This window comes from Kitasatospora sp. NPDC004614 (genome assembly GCF_042873675.1).
Classification (GTDB): domain Bacteria; phylum Actinomycetota; class Actinomycetes; order Streptomycetales; family Streptomycetaceae; genus Kitasatospora.
In genome coordinates this window covers 805,415-822,387 of sequence record NZ_JBIALR010000001.1, presented here as the reverse complement: position 1 = coordinate 822,387, position 16,973 = coordinate 805,415, and the positions used below count along the sequence as shown (strand labels likewise).

At 70.7% G+C, this 16,973-nt stretch carries 18 protein-coding genes and 2 pseudogenes; 11 read left to right on the top strand and 9 right to left on the bottom strand.

Going from position 1 to position 16,973, the window contains the following annotated elements; translation table 11 throughout:
* Nucleotides 1-18 precede the first annotated feature (18 nt).
* Nucleotides 19-1,389, bottom strand: coding sequence for a cytochrome P450 (locus ACFYST_RS03540; protein ID WP_387859562.1), 1,371 nt, complete (start codon nucleotides 1,387-1,389; stop codon nucleotides 19-21).
* 270 nt (nucleotides 1,390-1,659) lie between these two features.
* On the opposite strand from ACFYST_RS03540, the gene modA reads away from it, so the two are divergent.
* The 5 genes from modA to ACFYST_RS03515 are packed head-to-tail and all read left to right on the top strand — an operon-like array spanning nucleotide 1,660 to nucleotide 5,766.
* Complete coding sequence (gene modA / locus ACFYST_RS03535) at nucleotides 1,660-2,445, top strand: molybdate ABC transporter substrate-binding protein (protein ID WP_387634905.1); 786 nt, start codon at nucleotides 1,660-1,662, stop codon at nucleotides 2,443-2,445.
* Entirely contained in the window at nucleotides 2,442-3,281 is an 840-nt protein-coding gene (locus tag ACFYST_RS03530) for an ABC transporter permease (RefSeq protein WP_387859560.1), read from the top strand. Before modA ends, ACFYST_RS03530 begins: the two co-directional genes overlap by 4 nt.
* Nucleotides 3,278-4,336, top strand: coding sequence for an ABC transporter ATP-binding protein (locus tag ACFYST_RS03525; RefSeq protein WP_387859559.1), 1,059 nt, complete (start codon nucleotides 3,278-3,280; stop codon nucleotides 4,334-4,336). Before ACFYST_RS03530 ends, ACFYST_RS03525 begins: the two co-directional genes overlap by 4 nt.
* 12 nt (nucleotides 4,337-4,348) lie before the next feature.
* Nucleotides 4,349-4,828: an SMI1/KNR4 family protein gene (locus ACFYST_RS03520; protein ID WP_387859558.1), complete on the top strand. Its 480-nt coding sequence runs from the start codon at nucleotides 4,349-4,351 to the stop codon at nucleotides 4,826-4,828.
* A gap of 59 nt (nucleotides 4,829-4,887) precedes the next feature.
* Nucleotides 4,888-5,766: a glycosyltransferase family 2 protein gene (locus ACFYST_RS03515; RefSeq protein ID WP_387859556.1), complete on the top strand. Its 879-nt coding sequence runs from the start codon at nucleotides 4,888-4,890 to the stop codon at nucleotides 5,764-5,766.
* 7 nt (nucleotides 5,767-5,773) lie between these two features.
* Here the strand turns inward: ACFYST_RS03515 and ACFYST_RS03510 are convergent, their stop codons facing one another.
* Complete coding sequence (locus tag ACFYST_RS03510) at nucleotides 5,774-6,217, bottom strand: hypothetical protein (protein ID WP_387859555.1); 444 nt, start codon at nucleotides 6,215-6,217, stop codon at nucleotides 5,774-5,776.
* Nucleotides 6,218-6,503: 286 nt separating this feature from the next.
* Here ACFYST_RS03510 and ACFYST_RS03505 point away from each other — a divergent pair, with 286 nt between their 5' ends.
* Nucleotides 6,504-7,412: a DMT family transporter gene (locus tag ACFYST_RS03505; RefSeq protein ID WP_387859553.1), complete on the top strand. Its 909-nt coding sequence runs from the start codon at nucleotides 6,504-6,506 to the stop codon at nucleotides 7,410-7,412.
* 66 nt (nucleotides 7,413-7,478) lie between these two features.
* Here the strand turns inward: ACFYST_RS03505 and ACFYST_RS03500 are convergent, their stop codons facing one another.
* The gene (locus ACFYST_RS03500; RefSeq protein ID WP_387859551.1) at nucleotides 7,479-7,685 is read right to left on the bottom strand and encodes a GAP family protein; all 207 of its coding nucleotides are present in this window, start codon (nucleotides 7,683-7,685) and stop codon (nucleotides 7,479-7,481) included.
* 608 nt (nucleotides 7,686-8,293) lie between these two features.
* On the opposite strand from ACFYST_RS03500, the gene ACFYST_RS03495 reads away from it, so the two are divergent.
* Entirely contained in the window at nucleotides 8,294-8,575 is a 282-nt protein-coding gene (locus ACFYST_RS03495; RefSeq protein ID WP_387859550.1) for a hypothetical protein, read from the top strand.
* Here the strand turns inward: ACFYST_RS03495 and ACFYST_RS03490 are convergent.
* The 3 genes from ACFYST_RS03490 to ACFYST_RS03480 are packed head-to-tail and all read right to left on the bottom strand — an operon-like array spanning nucleotide 8,536 to nucleotide 10,634.
* The gene (locus tag ACFYST_RS03490) at nucleotides 8,536-9,330 is read right to left on the bottom strand and encodes a hypothetical protein (RefSeq protein ID WP_387859549.1); all 795 of its coding nucleotides are present in this window, start codon (nucleotides 9,328-9,330) and stop codon (nucleotides 8,536-8,538) included. The genes ACFYST_RS03495 and ACFYST_RS03490 overlap by 40 nt on opposite strands.
* 7 nt (nucleotides 9,331-9,337) lie before the next feature.
* Nucleotides 9,338-9,859 (bottom strand): hypothetical protein, encoded by a 522-nt coding sequence (locus tag ACFYST_RS03485; protein WP_387859547.1) that lies wholly within the window; start codon nucleotides 9,857-9,859, stop codon nucleotides 9,338-9,340.
* A 10-nt stretch (nucleotides 9,860-9,869) separates the two neighbouring features.
* On the bottom strand, nucleotides 9,870-10,634 hold the full coding sequence (locus ACFYST_RS03480; protein WP_387859545.1) for a hypothetical protein: 765 nt from the start codon (nucleotides 10,632-10,634) through the stop codon (nucleotides 9,870-9,872).
* 296 nt (nucleotides 10,635-10,930) lie between these two features.
* Between ACFYST_RS03480 and ACFYST_RS03475 the strand changes: the two are divergent.
* From ACFYST_RS03475 to ACFYST_RS03465, 3 genes and pseudogenes are all read left to right on the top strand, one after another.
* Nucleotides 10,931-11,107: pseudogene (locus tag ACFYST_RS03475) on the top strand (colicin E3/pyocin S6 family cytotoxin); the annotation flags it as partial.
* Nucleotides 11,104-11,343, top strand: coding sequence for a hypothetical protein (locus ACFYST_RS03470; RefSeq protein WP_387859543.1), 240 nt, complete (start codon nucleotides 11,104-11,106; stop codon nucleotides 11,341-11,343). The pseudogene ACFYST_RS03475 and the gene ACFYST_RS03470, both read left to right, overlap by 4 nt.
* Before the next feature lie 200 nt (nucleotides 11,344-11,543).
* Nucleotides 11,544-12,194 (top strand): annotated as a pseudogene (locus ACFYST_RS03465) (transposase family protein); the annotation flags it as partial.
* A 156-nt stretch (nucleotides 12,195-12,350) separates the two neighbouring features.
* On the opposite strand, the gene ACFYST_RS03460 reads toward ACFYST_RS03465, so the two are convergent.
* Nucleotides 12,351-13,421, bottom strand: coding sequence for an RNA ligase (ATP) (locus tag ACFYST_RS03460; protein ID WP_387859542.1), 1,071 nt, complete (start codon nucleotides 13,419-13,421; stop codon nucleotides 12,351-12,353).
* Nucleotides 13,422-13,588: 167 nt separating this feature from the next.
* Nucleotides 13,589-14,893 carry a TIM44-like domain-containing protein gene (locus tag ACFYST_RS03455; protein ID WP_387859541.1) on the bottom strand — a complete coding sequence of 435 codons (1,305 nt, stop codon included), beginning with the start codon at nucleotides 14,891-14,893 and terminating at the stop codon, nucleotides 13,589-13,591.
* A 274-nt stretch (nucleotides 14,894-15,167) separates the two neighbouring features.
* On the opposite strand from ACFYST_RS03455, the gene ACFYST_RS03450 reads away from it, so the two are divergent.
* Nucleotides 15,168-15,335 (top strand): LPXTG cell wall anchor domain-containing protein, encoded by a 168-nt coding sequence (locus ACFYST_RS03450; RefSeq protein WP_387859540.1) that lies wholly within the window; start codon nucleotides 15,168-15,170, stop codon nucleotides 15,333-15,335.
* Nucleotides 15,336-15,618: 283 nt separating this feature from the next.
* On the opposite strand, the gene ACFYST_RS03445 is transcribed toward ACFYST_RS03450, so the two are convergent.
* Nucleotides 15,619-16,335, bottom strand: a complete 717-nt coding sequence (locus ACFYST_RS03445; protein WP_387859539.1) for a class I SAM-dependent methyltransferase — start codon at nucleotides 16,333-16,335, stop codon at nucleotides 15,619-15,621.
* Nucleotides 16,336-16,973 lie beyond the last annotated feature (638 nt).

Below are 16,973 nucleotides of genomic sequence, written 5' to 3'. Positions count from 1 at the left end.
GAGCGGGCGGCACACTTGCTACTGACGCGGCGTCAGCTTCACCCGGACCGGACCGCGCACCTCCAGCGTGATGCCCTGCCCGAGCGGGACATCGGTGTCGACGGCCGCGATCTCGAACTCCCGCAGCAGCACGGCCAGCGCGAGCACCGACTCCAGCATCGAGAAGTGCTGACCGATGCAGGCGCGCGGGCCGCCGCCGAACGGGAACCAGGCGTAGCGGTGACGGGCGGCCTCCCGCTCGGGGGTGAACCGCTCGGGGTCGAAGCGCTCGGGGTCGTCCCAGTGCTCGGGGTGGCGGTGCGTCACGTACGGAGCGATCAGCACGTCCGCGCCGGCCGGGATCTCGACGCCGCCGACCACGGTGGATTCGACGGCCCGCCGGCCGACCGAGGGCGCGGCCGGGTAGAGCCGCATCGCCTCCTTCAGCACCCGTGTCAGGTACGGGAGTTGGGCGTAGTCGGCGGCGGTGGGACGGCGCCCTTCGGCGAGCAGCTCGGCGGCCTCCTGGTACGCCAGGCGCTGCTGTTCGGGGTGCTTGGCGAGCAGGTGCAGGGCGAAGGTCAGCGAGGTGGCGGTGGTCTCGTGGCCGGCCAGCAGGAAGATCAACACCTGTTCGCGCAGTTCGGTGGCGTCGAGCCGGTTGCCGTCCTCGTCGCGGGCCTTGGCGAGCAGGCCGAGCAGGTCCTCCCCGTCCCGCTCCTCGGCGTCGCCCTCGGCGGCCCGCCGGGCGATGATCCCGTCGCACACCGCGTACAGCGCGCGTTCGGCCTCAAGTGCCTTGCGGTGCCCGGGCAGTGGCCATTCGCGGGGCAACCGGACGGGAGCGAAGCCGCGGTCGCGGACGAACGCGCCGAGGATCGGGAAGGCGTGGTGGACGGTCTCCACGGCCTGTTCGACGTCCTGGCCGAACAGGATCCGGGCCACGGTGCGCAGCGCGAACCGGGACATCTCCTCGGCGAGGTCCACCGTTCCGTCGGAGGCGTCGGCCCAGCGCTGCGCCAGCGATTCGGCCTCGACGCCGATGGCGTCCGCGTACTGGTCGACCCGGCGGCGGGTGAACAGCGGCTGAACGAGGCGGCGCTGGCGCAGGTAGTCCTCGTCCTGCGCGGTGAGCAGGCCGTTGCCGAAGCTGGCCCGGATCTCGCCGTAGAAGACGTTGTCCTTGCGGAAGTTGGACGATTCGGTGGCCAGCACCTGCTGGGCGCCCTCGGGCGAGCAGACCAGGTAGATCTCGGCGCGCAGTCCGGGCGGGCCGGCCTGGATGCGCAGCACGTCGCCGTGGTCGCGGTGGGCGGCGACGTAGGTGGCGAGCGGGTCGCGCTTGAGGTCGAGCAGCGAGCCGATCAGCGGCAGTCCGGCCGGGCCGGGCACGCGGGTGGTCGCGGTCATGGAGTTCCCCCTCCGTCGGCGGGCGAGCCCCGGACGGTAGGGGTTCGCTGACACTGCGTCAGTATCTCCCGGGGGGCGGGGCATGGCGAGAGGAACGATCATTGGCCTGATCTGGTGCTTGAGGCCTGGCACATGCAGCCCTTAAGTTCGGCTTAAGGTCGCTGGTGCGAGGGGGCCTCCCCCTTGAGCCCCGCAGTTGCGGCACTATGATCAGCTGATCGGCCCCCGACAAATCGCCGCGACCGCCCACCACGACCAGGGGAACCATCCATGCGCAGCGCCAGAAGCCTCCTCGCCGCCACCGCCGTGCTCGCCCTCGCGGCGGCGCTGAGCGCGTGCACCGCCAACCCCACGTCGAACAACGGCACGCAGAACGCCCCCAAGGTCGACGGCACGGTGACGGTGTTCGCGGCGGCCTCGCTCAAGGAGTCCTTCACCGAGCTCGGCAAGCGCTTCGAGGCCGCCTACCCGGGCACCAAGGTGACCTTCAACTTCGGCGGCTCCTCCGCCCTCGCCCAGAGCATCGTCTCCGGCGCACCCGTGGACGTGTTCGCCGCGGCCAGCCCCGCCACCATGAAGACCGTCACGGACGCCAAGCTGACCGGCGAGGACCCGAGGGTGTTCGTCCGCAACACGCTGGAGATCGCCGTCGCCAAGGGCAACCCCAAGCACATCGCCGGCCTGAAGGACCTCGGCGGCGCGAAGACCGCACTGTGCGCCAAGGAGGTGCCGTGCGGCGCCGCCGCCGTCACCGCACTGAAGGCCGCCGGCGTCGAACTCACCCCCGCCACCTACGAGCAGGACGTCAAGGGCGCGCTCACCAAGGTCGAACTCGGCGAGGTGGACGCCTCGCTGGTGTACAGGACGGACGTGAAGGCGGACGCCGCGAAGATCGACGGCGTGGAGTTCCCCGAGGCCGCGCAGGCCGTCAACGACTACCCGGTCGTCGCCCTCGGCAAGGCACCCAACAGCAACGGCGCCGCGGCGTTCCTCGGCTACCTGAACTCCATGGACGCCCGCAACGTGCTGACCGAGGCCGGCTTCCAGGTCCCGTGAGCACCCCCCGAACCACTCCCGCACCACACCCCCGGGGCCGGCGGCGGCCCCGGGGGGCCACCCGGGTCCCCGCCGCCCTGCTGCTTCCCGCGCTGCTCGGCCTCGCCTTCCTCGTCCTGCCGCTGCTCGGCCTGCTGATCCGCGCCCCGTGGAGCGCGCTGCCCGCGCTGCTCACCGGCCCCGAGGTCTGGCAGGCGCTGCGGCTGTCGCTGATCTCCGCGACCGCCGCCACCGGCATCTCGCTGCTGCTCGGCGTCCCGCTGGCCTGGCTGCTGGCCCGCACCGAGTTCCCCGGCCGCCGGCTGCTGCGCGCCCTGGTCACCCTGCCGCTGGTGCTGCCGCCGGTGGTCGGCGGCGTCGCGCTGCTGCTGGTGCTCGGCCGCAACGGCATCGTCGGCCGCTGGCTGGACTCGGCGACCGGCATCACCCTCCCGTTCACCACCGCCGGCGTGGTGGTCGCCGAGGCGTTCGTCGCCATGCCGTTCCTGGTGATCAGCGTGGAGGGCGCGCTGCGCGCAGCCGACCCGCGCTACGAGGAGGCCGCCGCCACCCTCGGGGCGTCCCGGCTCACCGCGTTCCGCCGGGTCACCCTGCCGCTGGTCGCCCCCGGCATCGGGGCCGGCGCGGTGCTCGCCTGGGCGCGCGCGCTCGGCGAGTTCGGCGCCACCATCACCTTCGCCGGCAACTTCCCGGGCCGCACCCAGACCATGCCGTTGGCCGTGTACCTCGCCATGGAGTCCGACCCGGAGGCGGCGATCGCGCTCAGCCTGATCCTGCTCACCGTCTCCATCGCCGTCCTCGCCGGACTGCGCGACCGCTGGATGTCCACCCCGTGAACCCTGCTCTGGACGCCCAACTCCTCGTCGACCGCGGCCCGTTCACGCTCGACGTGGCGCTCTCCGCACAACCCGGAGAAGTCGTCGCCCTGCTCGGCCCGAACGGCGCCGGCAAGTCCACCGCCCTGCGCGCCCTCGCCGGGCTGCTCCCCCTCACCGGCGGCCATCTCGCCCTCGACGGCGAGCAGTTGGACTCCCCCACCGACGACGTGTTCCGGCCCGCCGAGCAGCGCCCGATCGGCGTGGTCTTCCAGGACTACCTGCTCTTCCCGCACCTGTCCGCGCTCGACAACGTCGCGTTCGGCCTGCGCTGCAAGGGACTTCGCCGCGCCGCCGCCCGCGCCGAGGCACTGCCCTGGCTGGAGCGGATGGGCGTCGCCGAGCACGCCGGACGCCGCCCGGCGAAACTCTCCGGCGGCCAGGCCCAGCGCGTCGCCCTCGCCCGCGCCCTCGCCGTCCGCCCCCGCCTGCTGCTGCTGGACGAACCACTCGCCGCCCTCGACGCCCGCACCCGGCTCGACGTCCGCGCCGAACTCCGCCGCCACCTGGCCGAGTTCGAGGCCGTCGCGGTCCTCGTCTCGCACGACCCGCTGGACGCGATGGTGCTCGCCGACCGCCTGGTCGTCATCGAGGCCGGCCAGGTCGTCCAGACCGGCCGCCCCGCGGAGGTCGCCCGCCGGCCGCGCACCGACTACATCGCCCGCCTGGTCGGCCTCAACCTGTACCAGGGCACCGCGAACGGCCGCCACGTCACCCTCCCCGATGGCCAAGTCCTCGCCACCGACGAGGAGTTGGCCGGCCCCGCGTTCGTCGCCTTCCCGCCCGACGCGGTCACCCTGCACCGCCACCGCCCCGAGACCAGCGCCCGCAACCTCTTCCCCTGCACCGTCGCCGGCCTCGACCTGCACGGCGACCGCTTCCGCGTCGACCTCACCGGCCCCCTCCCCCTCGCCGCCGACCTCACCCCCACCGCCGCCGCCGACCTCGACCTCACCCCCGGCACCCGGGTCTGGGCCGCCGTCAAGGCCACCCAGACCCACGCCTACCCGGCCTGAGATCCTGCCCCTGTGCCACTCTTCCGGGACGACTCCCCCGCCTTCACCCAGCCGCCGCTCACCGACGCCGCCGTCGCCGAGGCGCAGCGCCTGCTCGGCGTCACCCTGCCCGCCGAGCTGCTCGCCCTGCTGCGCCGGCGCAACGGCGGCGCGATCGCCGACGAGTACGCCGCCTTCCCGACCGGACGCCCCACCTCCTGGAGCGACGACCACGTCCCGTTCGACCACCTGCTCGGCATCGGCCACCGGCCGGACGCCCTCTCCCTGCTCGACACCCCGTACCTGATCGGCGAGTGGGAGCTGCCCTCGCCCGTGGTCCTGCTCTGCGGCGACGGCCACTGGTGGATCGCCCTCGACTACCGCGCCCGCGGCCCGCACCACGAGCCCTCCGTCACCTGGCTCGACGCCGAGGCCGGCACCGAACTCGCCCTCGCCCCCGACCTGCGCACCTTCCTCGAACAGCTCACCGCCACAAGCACGTTCGACGCCTGACCGGCCCCTCCCGCTACCATCGGGGCCGAACCCCCCCGCCCCGCACCGGAGTCCAGCAGATGAGCGCACCACGAATCGGCGTCGTGATCGTCACCATGGGCAACCGCCCACGCGAACTCACCGCCCTGCTGGACTCGGTGGACCGCCAGGACCTGCCCGCACACCGCGTCGTACTGGTCGGCAGCGCGTGCCCGCTCACCGACGTGGACCGGCCCGGGCTCGAAAAACTCCCCCTCACCGACAACCCGGGCTGCCCGGGCGCCCGCAACGTCGGCCTCCAATCACTGCTGGACGCCGGCGACATCGACGTCGTCGTCGAACTGGACGACGACGGGCTGCTGATCGCCGACGACGTGTTCCGCCGCGTCGCCGAACGCTACGCCGCAGAGCCCCGGTTGGGGATCATCGCGTTCCGGATCGCGGACGAGCACGGCGAGACCCAGCGCCGCCACGTCCCCCGCCTGCGGGCGTCCGACCCGATGCGGGCCGGCCTGGTCACCGCGTTCCTCGGCGGCGGCCACGCCCTCTCGGTGCCGATGCTGCGCCGAACCGGCCTGTGGGCGGGCGAGTTCCGGTTCGGCCACGAGGAGACCGACCTCGCCTGGCGCGCCCTGGACGACGGCTGGACCATCCAGTACGACCCGCAGGTGGTCCTCCAGCACCCGAAGACCTCCCCCGCCCGGCACGCCGTCTACTACCGCTACACGGCCCGCAACCGCGTCTGGCTCGCCAAACGCCGCCTCCCCGCCGCACTCGTCCCGGTCTACCTCACCACCTGGCTCCTGCTCACCCTCGCCCGCACCCGCTCCCTCCCCGGCCTCACCTCCTGGTTCGCCGGCTTCGCCGAAGGCCTCCGCACCTCCTGCCCACCCCGCCGCCCCATGCGCTGGCACACCGTCTGGCACCTCACCCGCCTCGGCCGCCCACCCCTGATCTGACCCTCCCCTACCCCTGCCCCTCGGCCCGCACATATACATCCCCGCCCCCAGGCAGCTCACCCCCCACCGCCCGCACCACAAACACCTGCCGCCCCGCTTGCCTGGGCACCAACGCCCCATCACCCGGCTCGTCCCCGGGCAGCGCCTCCCGCAGATCCTCCGGAATAGGCACCGCCCCCTCGGGCTCGCCAAGGTCGTAAGTCCGCAGGAAATCCTCGACGTTGACGTCCACACCCCCGCCCAGCCGGTAATGCAGATACCCGACAGCACCCCCGTCCGCCCGCCGCACCAAAACGGCCTGCTCCGGCACGTAGTACCGCCCCTTCCCGGGATGCTGTTCAACCCCCAACCCGGCCAGCCGCTCCGCCCTCACCGCATCGGCCACGAACGGGACCTGACGATTCGTCAGCCGTAGTGCGTCCCACCCCACCACCCCGACGGTGAACACCACGCACGCCCCGAGTGATCCCGCCACCAACCATCGCGCCACCCTGCGCTCTCCCCCCGGCACCATTCCGTCAACCTACCGTGATCCCGACTGAACCAGCCGACCCCCGCCGCCCGGTACAGTGACCGCCATGCATCGCGGTGTTCTGCCCCCTCCCGCCGTCTGAGCGGGCGGCCGGCCACTTCCTGAGCGCGTCCGGGGTCCTGCCGTTTCGGGCGGGGTGACCGGGCCGGTTGGTGCTGCCCGCTTCCGTGGCCACTGACCATCACGGCTTTTCGGGAGTTCACCCGTGTTTTCCACGCACACTGCCCTGCCCGCGCGACGGGGCCTGCTGTACGTCGCGCTCGCCGCGACCGCCTGGGGTACCGCCGGGGCGGCGGCCGCGCTGCTGTTCCGGCAGAGCGGGCTGGGGCCGCTGGCCCTGACGTTCTGGCGTTCGCTCGGCGGTGCGGGCGTCCTGCTCGCGCTGCGGCTGTCCACCAAGGCGAGGCGCCCGCGGCCCGCCCCCGCCCGAATCCTGTTCAACGGGCTCGGGCTGACGCTGTTCCAGGCCGCGTACTTCCTCGCGGTGCAGCACGCGGGCCTGGCCGTGGCCACGGTCGTGACGCTCGGTTCGGCGCCCGTGATGGTGGCTCTCGGCGGACGGCTGCTGATGGGCGAACGCCTGGGCCGCGCCGGGGTGTCGGCGATCGCGGGCGCGCTGCTGGGCCTGACGGTGCTGATGCTCGGCGGCGGCGGGGGCGTAAAGGCCGAACCGCTGGGCCTGGCCTGGGCGTTGACCTCGGCGGCCGGCTACGCGGCGATCACCGTCGCCACCCGCCACTGGGCCCGTACCGGCACCGCGGACGACCCGGCGGTCACCACGCTCTGGTCGTTCACGGTCTGCGCGGTCTGCCTGGCACCGTTCGCCCTCGCCGAGGGCCTCCTCCCGTCGACGCACGCCCTGCCGTCCACCCTGCTGCTGCTCGGCTACCTGGCGACCGTGCCAACCGCCCTCGCGTACGCGCTCTACTTCGCGGGCGCGGCAGTGATCCGCGCCGCCACCGCCTCCGTGGTGACCCTGATCGAACCCCTCAGCGCGACGGTGATCGCCGCCGCCATCCTGGACGAGCCGCTCACCCCGTCCGTCCTGCTCGGCACCGCCGTCCTGCTCCTGTCGGTAACGGCCCTGGCCCGCACGGAGCTCCGCGCCGACTGACCTCCGGCCAGGGCCCGCAAAGCAACGGTGGGACGGCCCGACAAGGACCGTCCCACACCGCCCCCCCTATGAGCTGAGCCCACCGATGCCCCTGCCCAGCAGGGCGGCACCGATCACCAGCAGCACCACGCTCATCACCACAACGTTGTTCTGCTCCAGCCAGCCCCGCAGTCGCTCCAGCGGCCCGGCCATCCGGTCGCGTGCCGCCAGGTAGCCGATCACCGGGACAGCGACCGTGCTCGCCGCGATCAGCGTGAACACCACCACGGCCACCACAGCACCGCCACCCAGCCGGCCAGGAACCCGGGGCTGGTCCTGGCCGCCTGCCGCGACAGCAGCATCAAGATGACCGCGATGATCGGAATTGGACTGATCGCCACGCCCACCGCCAACGGCAACAGCTCACCGATCTGCGTATCAGCGTCAACCGGGGGGCGGTGTGGTCCTCGGCGTGACGCGATCCACGGCGTGTGCCTGCCGGTTGTCGTCGCAGGCCAGCATCCTCCACCTGCCCGCCAGCCCCTTCCGGGAGAGATGACGGGCCGTCGGAAAGCCGGCAAAAGGTCAGCATTCATCGGCCCAGACCCTGCAAAAAAAGGACAGCGCCCACGGCCGGCCGGGTCTGGACGGGTCCAGCGTCCGGCCTCCGCGGCACTTCACCGCCTGGACCAGGCGCCGGAACAGGGCCGGGCGCAGCCCGGTGAACACCTCGATGAGCTCACGACGCGCCGCCGACAGCAGCTGCACACCCAGACCGACATCGCCCAGCCCACCGAGTTACGAGACAGCCTTGAGGCAGGCGTCCACCGGATGGGCCCTCATGAAGGCACGCGGATCTGAAGAACGAGTTCTACGAACGGGTCCGCACCGAAACCCAGCAGATGCCCGAGAACGAGAAGCGGCTCCGCGAATCAATCGCCAGGCTCAAGAAGACCACCACCCACCAGGAAGCGGAGCTCGAAGAACTCCGCAGAATGGTCACCCAATTCACCCTCGCCGAAGCCGCCCTGACTCAGGCGCAAGAAACAGCAGCAGAACACAGTGTCCGCCCCGACAACGTCGTCCTCCTCCGGCCACCCACCGCCTTAGCCGCGCCGCCGATCCCTACCCTCGGCGAGGCCGGTCAAGGTGAGCCCAGAGCGCAGAAGAGAATGCTCGGGTAGGTGGCAGTGAACGCCCAGAAGAAGGTGTTCAGTCGCATCAGAAAGGCTGCTCCCAAATGGAATGTGAGCATGGCCGCGAGCATTGTGTAGGTCAAAGGTCGAATTCCCAGTAGTGCGGTAGGGAATACGCACTCAAGCGCCATGATCAGCCACCCCAGGGTCCAGAAGGTTCTCTGATGACGCGCGAGGACCGCGCCAAGGCGGCGGTAGCCGTAGCTGCTTGTGCCGAGGATGCCTGGCAGAGCGCCCCCCTCCCGCCAGACCGGGGACGCCAACTTGGCGACGCCAGCGGTGAGGTAGGCGAGACATGCCTGTGCCGAAATGAACCAGAGGAAGAGCTTGTAGGAGTTTGGGGTGGCGATCGCCTCCGAAAGTGCGGCGCCAACGAAGATGATGACCGTCAGCTGATCGGCCCCGTCCGTGCCGTACGGCGAGCGTTGCGCCAGGAGAGATGAGCTCACCGCGATCAGGGCCGCCAGGGCGGCAAGCGGCAGCGGCGGGCCGACCATCACTGCCGCGGCGGCGAGTAGCCGCAGGACAAGCACCACCGCGAAGTTCGGGTAGGCGAAAAGCCGTTCCAGCATTGCTTCGGCTCGCGGCGTCACCATCCAGGCGTGGCTGGTTCGGGTCACTGACCAACTGGCGAGGGCATCATCGGCCAGGAGGCCTGGACGGAGGAGGTATTCCAGCGATGAGATGGCCACGCCGACGGCTGCCAAGCCGACCGTGAGGCGCATGGCAAGTTCAGCATTCACGGTGAAGTCATCCGATCGCGTGCATCGACGAGACGAAGACGACTTCCGGGGGTTCAGTGGACGCTGAGCTCTGTGTGGCTACCAGAGCAAACTGCGTGAGGCATTCTCCATCCAGGCGGGGCAGCCCGGAGATGTGGTTGAGTAGCGCCAAGTACGGCACGGACAGCTCGATCTCCTTCTTGTTTCGATCGTCGACGACCAGATTCATGAGCTCGACGGTGATGTCGATCATCGCCTTGGTGTGGCGGCGGCCCGGGTTCCACAACGCGCACAGAGGCAACCGGCTCACCGGCAGGCGCGGAGCCTCTCGCCATCGCGACAGTGAACCGCTGGAGGCCTGGTCGCGGAAGACAAGGACGAAGTCCTGTGTCCCTGGTCGTGGCGCGAAGAAGTGCCAGCGCGGGATGAGGCCGAACACGTCGGCCTTTCTCAGCCGGTTCTGAACACGTGACGGCGCCTGGCATAGGGCTGTTGCCAGCAACCAGCTGACGAACAGGCCGGCGAGCAGCACTTCTGCGAGCGGGCGCATGGCGTAGGCCTCAACCGTGGTCGTGTCCGAGCAGTTCGCGGCGGAGGTTGAGTAGTTTGCGTGCTGAGGCTGCAGGGCCCAGACGCTCGATCTCCTCCGCTGAGAGCGAGACGTCTTCGGGCCGGGGAGCCGCCATGCAGGCCATCGCGATCGTGACAGCGATGGCGGCCTGGGCGTAGTCCGTCCAGTTGTCGCAGCAGTCGGCGCGCACGGCGACATTCATCTCGAGCTGGCTCTCGGGCACCTGCTCGACCGCGGCTTTCTCGGCCTCGGTCAGCGGTGGCATGTGCCGGAGTGCAATGGCGGCGAGACTACCCTTGGCTCCCGGGACGTGGTGCTCGACGAGTGTGAACTCGCCAGGGTCGAGACGGCCGCCATTGAAAGGGTTTTCCAGCACCAGAAGATTCGGCCCAGGGGGCGGGAAGATGTTTGTCGCAAGCGTCTTGGCCCCGTACCGAATGGTGGCGAAGCTCGCCGAGGCCCGCAGAAGCCGGTACGCGTGGTAGTAGCTCGAGCGCTCCCGGCCCTCGAACATGGCACGGATCTCCCGCGACAGCTGGACATCGGCTCCAGCGGGGCCCGACGTGGCGTCACGGACGCGCTGAAGGATGGGATCCCCGTCATGCGCGACGAAGACCGTGATGCTCCCAGGGGGTGCCAGTACCCCCTGGGAGGGATCGCTGGGCACGTAGTCGATGATCTCGATGCGACTGCGACGGAGCTCGCGCTCCTCCATCTCATCAGCCGCAAGCTGCAGCGCAGTAGATCTGTCCATGACAGGCCAATCTCCGTTCGCGATAGGGCGCCAACACGAGAAGAATGCGTGCGAAGTATTTGATTGTCGACAGCACGCCACCCATGCGCCGACCGCCAGGAACTGGAACCAGCAGGCCAGGAGGTTGAAGGAGCTCGAACAGCGGCTTCCGAAATCACCCGGTCGGCGCATGGGAACAGAACCATTCCAGCGTTTCCGCCCAAGGAGCTGGTAACACGATCTTGCTGATCGTTGCTGGTGGGGCGCAACCGATGTGACGAGGCGTCCGTTCGTGATGGCGTGAGCAACAAGCCTCCGTCCAGAAGGGCGGTGGCCTGCGCCCGTGCTGGGAGGATAAGAAGAACATCTACGAGTGGGACTCCCAGCACGGCGAGGTCGAGAAGTACGACAAGCAGGGCAAGCATCTCGGCGCGTTCGACGTGAACGGCAAGCAGCTCAAGGGGCCCGAGGCAGGACGGACGTGCGTGAAATGATCTGGGTTGTACTCGGGTTCGACCGCAGTGACGACGAGCTCGTTGTCGAGCGGACCCTCCCGGCCTCGTTCGACGAGGCGAGCGCCGCCGACCTGGTCGGGCCGTGGCCCGACCTGATCGGCTCCAGCTTCCCGCTGTCCGACGATCAGCTACCCGTGATCGAGGAACTGATCGGGGTCAAGGCCGATGGTGCGAAGGTCTCCTATTTCCTTGAGGCCCAGCAGGGCTCGCACTAAGACGTCCTAACAGAAGCCGCTGTGGGCGTGACTGTCGAGCTTGGTGCTCGTTAGTTGGTGCGCAGGGAAGAGAGTGAGCCTTTTCAAGGCGGGCACCGTTCGGGTGACGGCAGGGTGCTCGGATGAGAGCAGAACGAACGAGGCTCCCAGGCGGTTGAGCGAGATGTCTCACGTCTCAAGCAGCCAACCAGGGAGCCTCGTTGGTCACCGACCCTGCCGCACTGAACCTGCCGCACGCGCTCGTCGAGTGGGTCACCATGCTCATCGTCACCCGCGAGGGTGACCGCCGCTGCAAACTCCGGCCCTCTCAACGGGCTCTGGTCGCGCTGGTCTACCTGCGCAAGCACGACACCCTCGCCCAGATCGCCGCCGGCTTCCGGATCAGCGTCGGCACCGCCCATGCCTACGTCCACCAGGTCACCGACCTGCTCGCCCGGAAGGCGCCCGGCCTGACCCGGGCCCTGCGCCAGGCCGACCCGGAATACGTCCTGGTCGACGGAACCCTCGCCGAGTGCGACCGCGTCGGCAACGGCCGCGCCGACTACTCCGGCAAACACCGCCGCCAGGGCGTCAACCACCAGGTCATCACCGGCCCGACAGGCAAGCTCGTGCGGATCTCCCGCGCCCTGCCCGGCCGTACCCACGACCTCACCGCCGCCCGCACCCACCGCATCGTCAGGACCTGCGTCCGGCTACGTATCCCGGCCCTGGCCGACATGGCGTGCACAGGCGTCGGCGGCACGTTCGCCGTGCCGACCAGACACCCCGCCCGCAAGGAGCCGACCACTGGGCAGCGGTCGCTGAACCGGGCCCACGCCCGGCTCCGTCACCCCGTCGAACGCGACGTCGCTGACCCACGATTCCTTGGGCCGCCGCCGGGCCACGAGCCGCTGCCAGGTAAGCGCTCCCACCCCAGCGGCGACGAGGCCGGGGACGGGAAAGGGGCCGACGTTGGGCAGGCGACGGGGCTTCCGCCTTCGGGCTGAAGCCCCGCTGCGCCCGGCCTGCTATTCGTACTCGGTGCCGCCCTTGCGCGTCAGGTAGCCGCCGCCGACCGCCTTGACGATCGCCCGGCCGCCCAGGACCCAGCTGTAGCGCTCGACCGCGGGCCGGACCACCACGCCCTCCCTGGTGTGCAACTGTCGCCCGGTGACGGTCTCGCGGCCCTCGGCGAGTTCCAGTACGCGTTCCGCGTCGAACGGTCCGCGCCACAGCTCGGGCACCACCGGCAGCTCGCCGGCGAGCAGTTGGGACGCGTCCAGCCAGTGCAGCTGGCCGTCGATCACCGCCGAGACGTCGAACGCCGCGTATCCGGGCGGCTGTTCGGTGCGGCTGCTCGCCCCGTACCCGAGGTCCTGCACGCCTTCCCCGAAGACCTCACCGAAGATCCCGACCCGGCTCGCCCCCAGCCGGTCGGCGATCCGGGCGGCCAACTCCGGTATGCCGTAGGCGCGGACGGCACGCCAGTAGAGGTTCCGCCCGTCCTCCTTCAGCGCGAGGCCCTGCGCCCCGATGCCCTTGGACGAGACCTGGACCGCGCCGGTGTCGGCGTGGAAGGTGAGCAGGCAGCAGCTTCCGTGCAGCTTCTCGGTGACCACCACCGGCTCGCCCGGTTCGAAGACGTCGGGGAAGCGCTTGAGGTTCTCGATGTCCACCCAGGGCAGCAGGTCGGGCGCCGCCTCGACGTCGCCGCTCATCATGGTCGGCACCGGCGGCGCCCACTTGGTGACACCGAGCAGCTCCGCGAAGTCCGTGCGCTCCTCGGCCGCCCGGGACAGGTCGACCCCGGCCAGGGCGCGGGGGCGGCAGACGATGCCCTGCGACAGCTCGCCGCGCAGCCGCACCGCCTTGACCCGGTCGGCCTTGCCGCCCGCGAGCCGGCCGGTCAGCCCGAGCTCCTCGATCAGTTCGGACGGCAGCACCGACTGCTCGGGGATGTAGCACGCGAAGTCCCCGGTCCGGTACGCCCCCTTGGCCACCACGGCCCGGTAGAGGCCGACCTGCGCCAGCTCCAGGGCGTCCGCGTTCGGGTGCTCCAGGACGGTCAGGCGCTCGGCGGTCACCCGCAGTGTGGACATGGCGGTTTCGTCCTCCCCTAATCGAAATGTCCGCTAATCGGAATGTCCGCGAACCGGACGAGATCAACTCTGTCGGGTGGACACCCTCCGGCGCCAAGGGTTTTCGGACTCCCCTGCCACATCCATCAAGGCCTGACCAGCCAGGATGCGCGCAGCGCGGGCCCCGCCTACGCCGCGTCGGCGGCGATCACGGTCCACGCGTTGCTCGACGTGTCGTCCAGCCGGAGATCGAACGCGAAGCCGATCGGCCTGCGCTCGCGCGCGTCGCCGCGGAGCACCTGCTCGCTGCGCCGGTCGACCTCGTAGTAGACGCCCTCCGCGTCGACCGCGACCCGGAAGACGATCGGGTCGCGCGAGACCAGCGAGCGCACCGTGACCGACTTGACGACAGCGTTGCGCATGACGGTTCGGTTGACGGTGCGCACGGACGTGAAGTCCAGGCTGCCGTCGTTCATGACCCATTCCTCGAGGAACCGCTCGACGGCGACCTCGAGAACCGCCTTGTCGAACCGGCCGTCGAGCACGCTCAGGTCGCCGACGGCGTTGTCGGCGTCCGTGCTCCACGAGATGTTGGTGAGCGACAGGATGTCGCTCACGCCCTTGACCGCGGTCTTCCCGGCCACCTCGAGCACCGCCTCGCGGGCGACCTCCTTCTGGTCCCAGCCGTCCGTCTCGATGGCGCTGGTCAGGTGGTGCGCGCCCTCGGCCGCCTGCTCGATCGACGACACGATCCACTCCGCGGCCGGGTTCTTGCGCAGCGTCCAGTACTCGACCGGGCGGGTCGAGCCGTCCTTGCGCACGGCGTCCGTGCCGTAGCCGCGGCGCACGTAGTCGTTGAGCGTCGCGGTGATCCGGAAGGTGACGGTGTCGTTCAGCTCGCCTGCGCGGTTCGCGACATCGACCAGCTCGACCACCGGGCCGGAGACGATCTCCACGACGTTGACCTCGCCGCGCGACGCGTAGTCGTGCAGTTCGTCGGCCCACTTGCCGTAGAGCACCGGGGACAGGATCTGCTGCAGCATGGCGAGATCGTTCCGGGTCCAGGCCTGCTGGGCGGTCGTGTACAGCCAGACGGCCCGGCGCTCGAGCGCGGCACGGTCGAAGGTCGCATCCGTTTCGGCGAGGGCATCGACCCGGGCCCCGATCTGGGCGGCGCGCTCGCGCGCCTGCGCATCCGAGCGGTGCGCCGTACGGTCCGACACCGTGTTCAGGTCGGCCGCCTGCCTCGCCTTCCGGCGCCGGTACCTGAGCCACATGACCAGCAGGATCACAGCCACGATCACCAACAGCGGGAAGATCCCACCGCCGCCGCCACCGGCCAGGAATCCGTAGCCGAAGCCGGTGCCGGTCGACCCGTGGAAGCCACCGCCCCCACCACCGCCCCCACCACCGCCACCGAACCCGTGGCTACCGCCCCCGCCGCGGGCATACGCGACCGCCGGGCTGCTCAGCGCGACGACTCCAGCAACCACAGTTATCCATCGACGGGCGCGCACCGGGCTCCCCCTTCAAATAATCAGAGCTGTTCCACTCGAGCCTACAAGCCTGGACACCCGACAGACTTTGGGGTCAGCGAGCCTCCCGAGGACGGGGACGGCAGACCGACCCCGCCGAGCACCCCGTCCGCCAGGCCGGCCGGCCGGAACACTCCCCACCCCAAGAACCAGGCCCTCCACGGCGTCCTCGCGCATGGACCTGCTCGGCCGTGCTCCAGGCGTGCTCGCACCCGGGTTCAGCGTCGTCGCGGTGCCTTCGAAGCCGCCGCACGCCGGTGGCGGGGGTCACCTGCCGGACACGGGTTCGCCCGCGGGTCTCGCCGCGGCCGGTCTCGCCGGTGGCGGGCTGCTGACGCTGGGCGGTGTGCTGCTGTACCGGGCGCGTCGCCGTACGGACGCGGACCGGCTCGTGGGATAACAACACCCACCACCTCGCTGCTCGTTCGGTGAAGGGGACCGCCCCCGGGGCCTTCGGGCTCCGGGGGCGGTCCCGCGTCGTGTGGGGGGCGGGGTGTTGTCCACCGGCATGAGGACGTCCGGGTGAGCGGACAGTTCGTGCTCCTTGTGGGCGGACAGCTCATCTCGCTGAGCAGTGCGATTGATCGCCGCCCAGAAGGTGCGACCGGCCGAGCGCAGCGGCACGGTGGCCACCGAGCCCGCTGAACCGCGGAACCAAGCACCCCGTACGCGGGGCCGCCCGGTCAGGCGCAGACGAGGGCGACGATGAACGGGTCCTCCCGTCCCGGCAGTTCCGACGCCGGATTCCGGACGGGGTGCCAGGTCAGGTCGGTGAAGCCGGCCTGGCGGGCGGACTGCTCGTAGACGTCCGCGTCCCAGCGGGTGAACGCCAGCACGACCGGCGGCTCGACCGGGAACTCCAGGACGAGAGCGGTGCCCCTCGGTACGGGCCGGGTCGCCGTCACCCGCGCCCCGACGGGCTGCCGGTCCGGATCGGCAGCGTCGTAACCGGGGTGGACCGTCACCGCGACCAGGCGGCCACCGGGGACGAGGTTGGCGCGGATGCCCCGGAACATGTCGGCCATCCGCCCGGGGTCCTCGGCGTAGTTGAACAGCCAGACGGCCACCGCCGCGTCGAAGACCCCCAGCACCGGCAGCGCGGCCGCGTCGTGCCGGTGGTACACGGCCCCGGTCGGACTCCGCGCCTCCTCCCGCCGGGCCAGCTCCACCATCTCCGCCGAAACGTCCACCCCCACGGCGCGCGCGGCACCAAGCTCCCTCGCCAGCCGGGTGTAACGGCCGAACCCGCAGGCCACGTCGAGGACCCGGGCTCCCGCGAGATCACCAAGCAGGGCACGCACCGCGGGCTCCTCCGGCGAATTGCCGTGGTCGCGCTTGAAGTCGGCGTACCGCTCACCGATGGCGTCGTACTGGGCGGGTTCCTGCTCCCCTGCTGCCATGGAACACTCCTGACCGGACCGGTTCGGACATGCCGCGCACCAGCCTGCCAGAACACCGCGCGCCGCACCCATGAACGGGCCACAACTCGCCCCCGATGACCGGGCGTTGACACCCCTCCCCCGGCGGCGACGGCGAGCACCGAATCGGCGACCTCCCCTGTCCCGTCCTTCAACGGCGCCGAACAGGACTGCACTTCCTCGACCCCGGTGGTCTGCCCAACTCTCCGGAGCTCCCCCACCCCTCCAGGAGGACCCGTCAGAGGCATGCGACGACTGTCGAAATACGCATGCCTTACCTACTGCGTTGCCGTGTTGGGGTCAGCGTGGTGCGTTCACGAGCGTCGCAGCGCGGGGTGGTCGGCGACGACGGTGCAGCTGCCCCGGGCGCATGACGCACGCCACGCGGCGTTGAACCCCGTACTCCTGGGAGTCGCGCAGGCGTTGCGGTCGGTCCCGTGACTGCGCCGGGCCGACCGGCGGCATTCCGGATTCGATGGCCCCGGTTCTCAGCGCTTCCTTCCGGGTGATGTTCTGGGCCGATGAGCGATGCCGGGACCTCCGCTGCATTAGTGTCCGGATCCGGCGGCAGTCTGCCGCCGGGACGAACCGGAGCGGGAACGTCCTGCCCGTCCGACGAA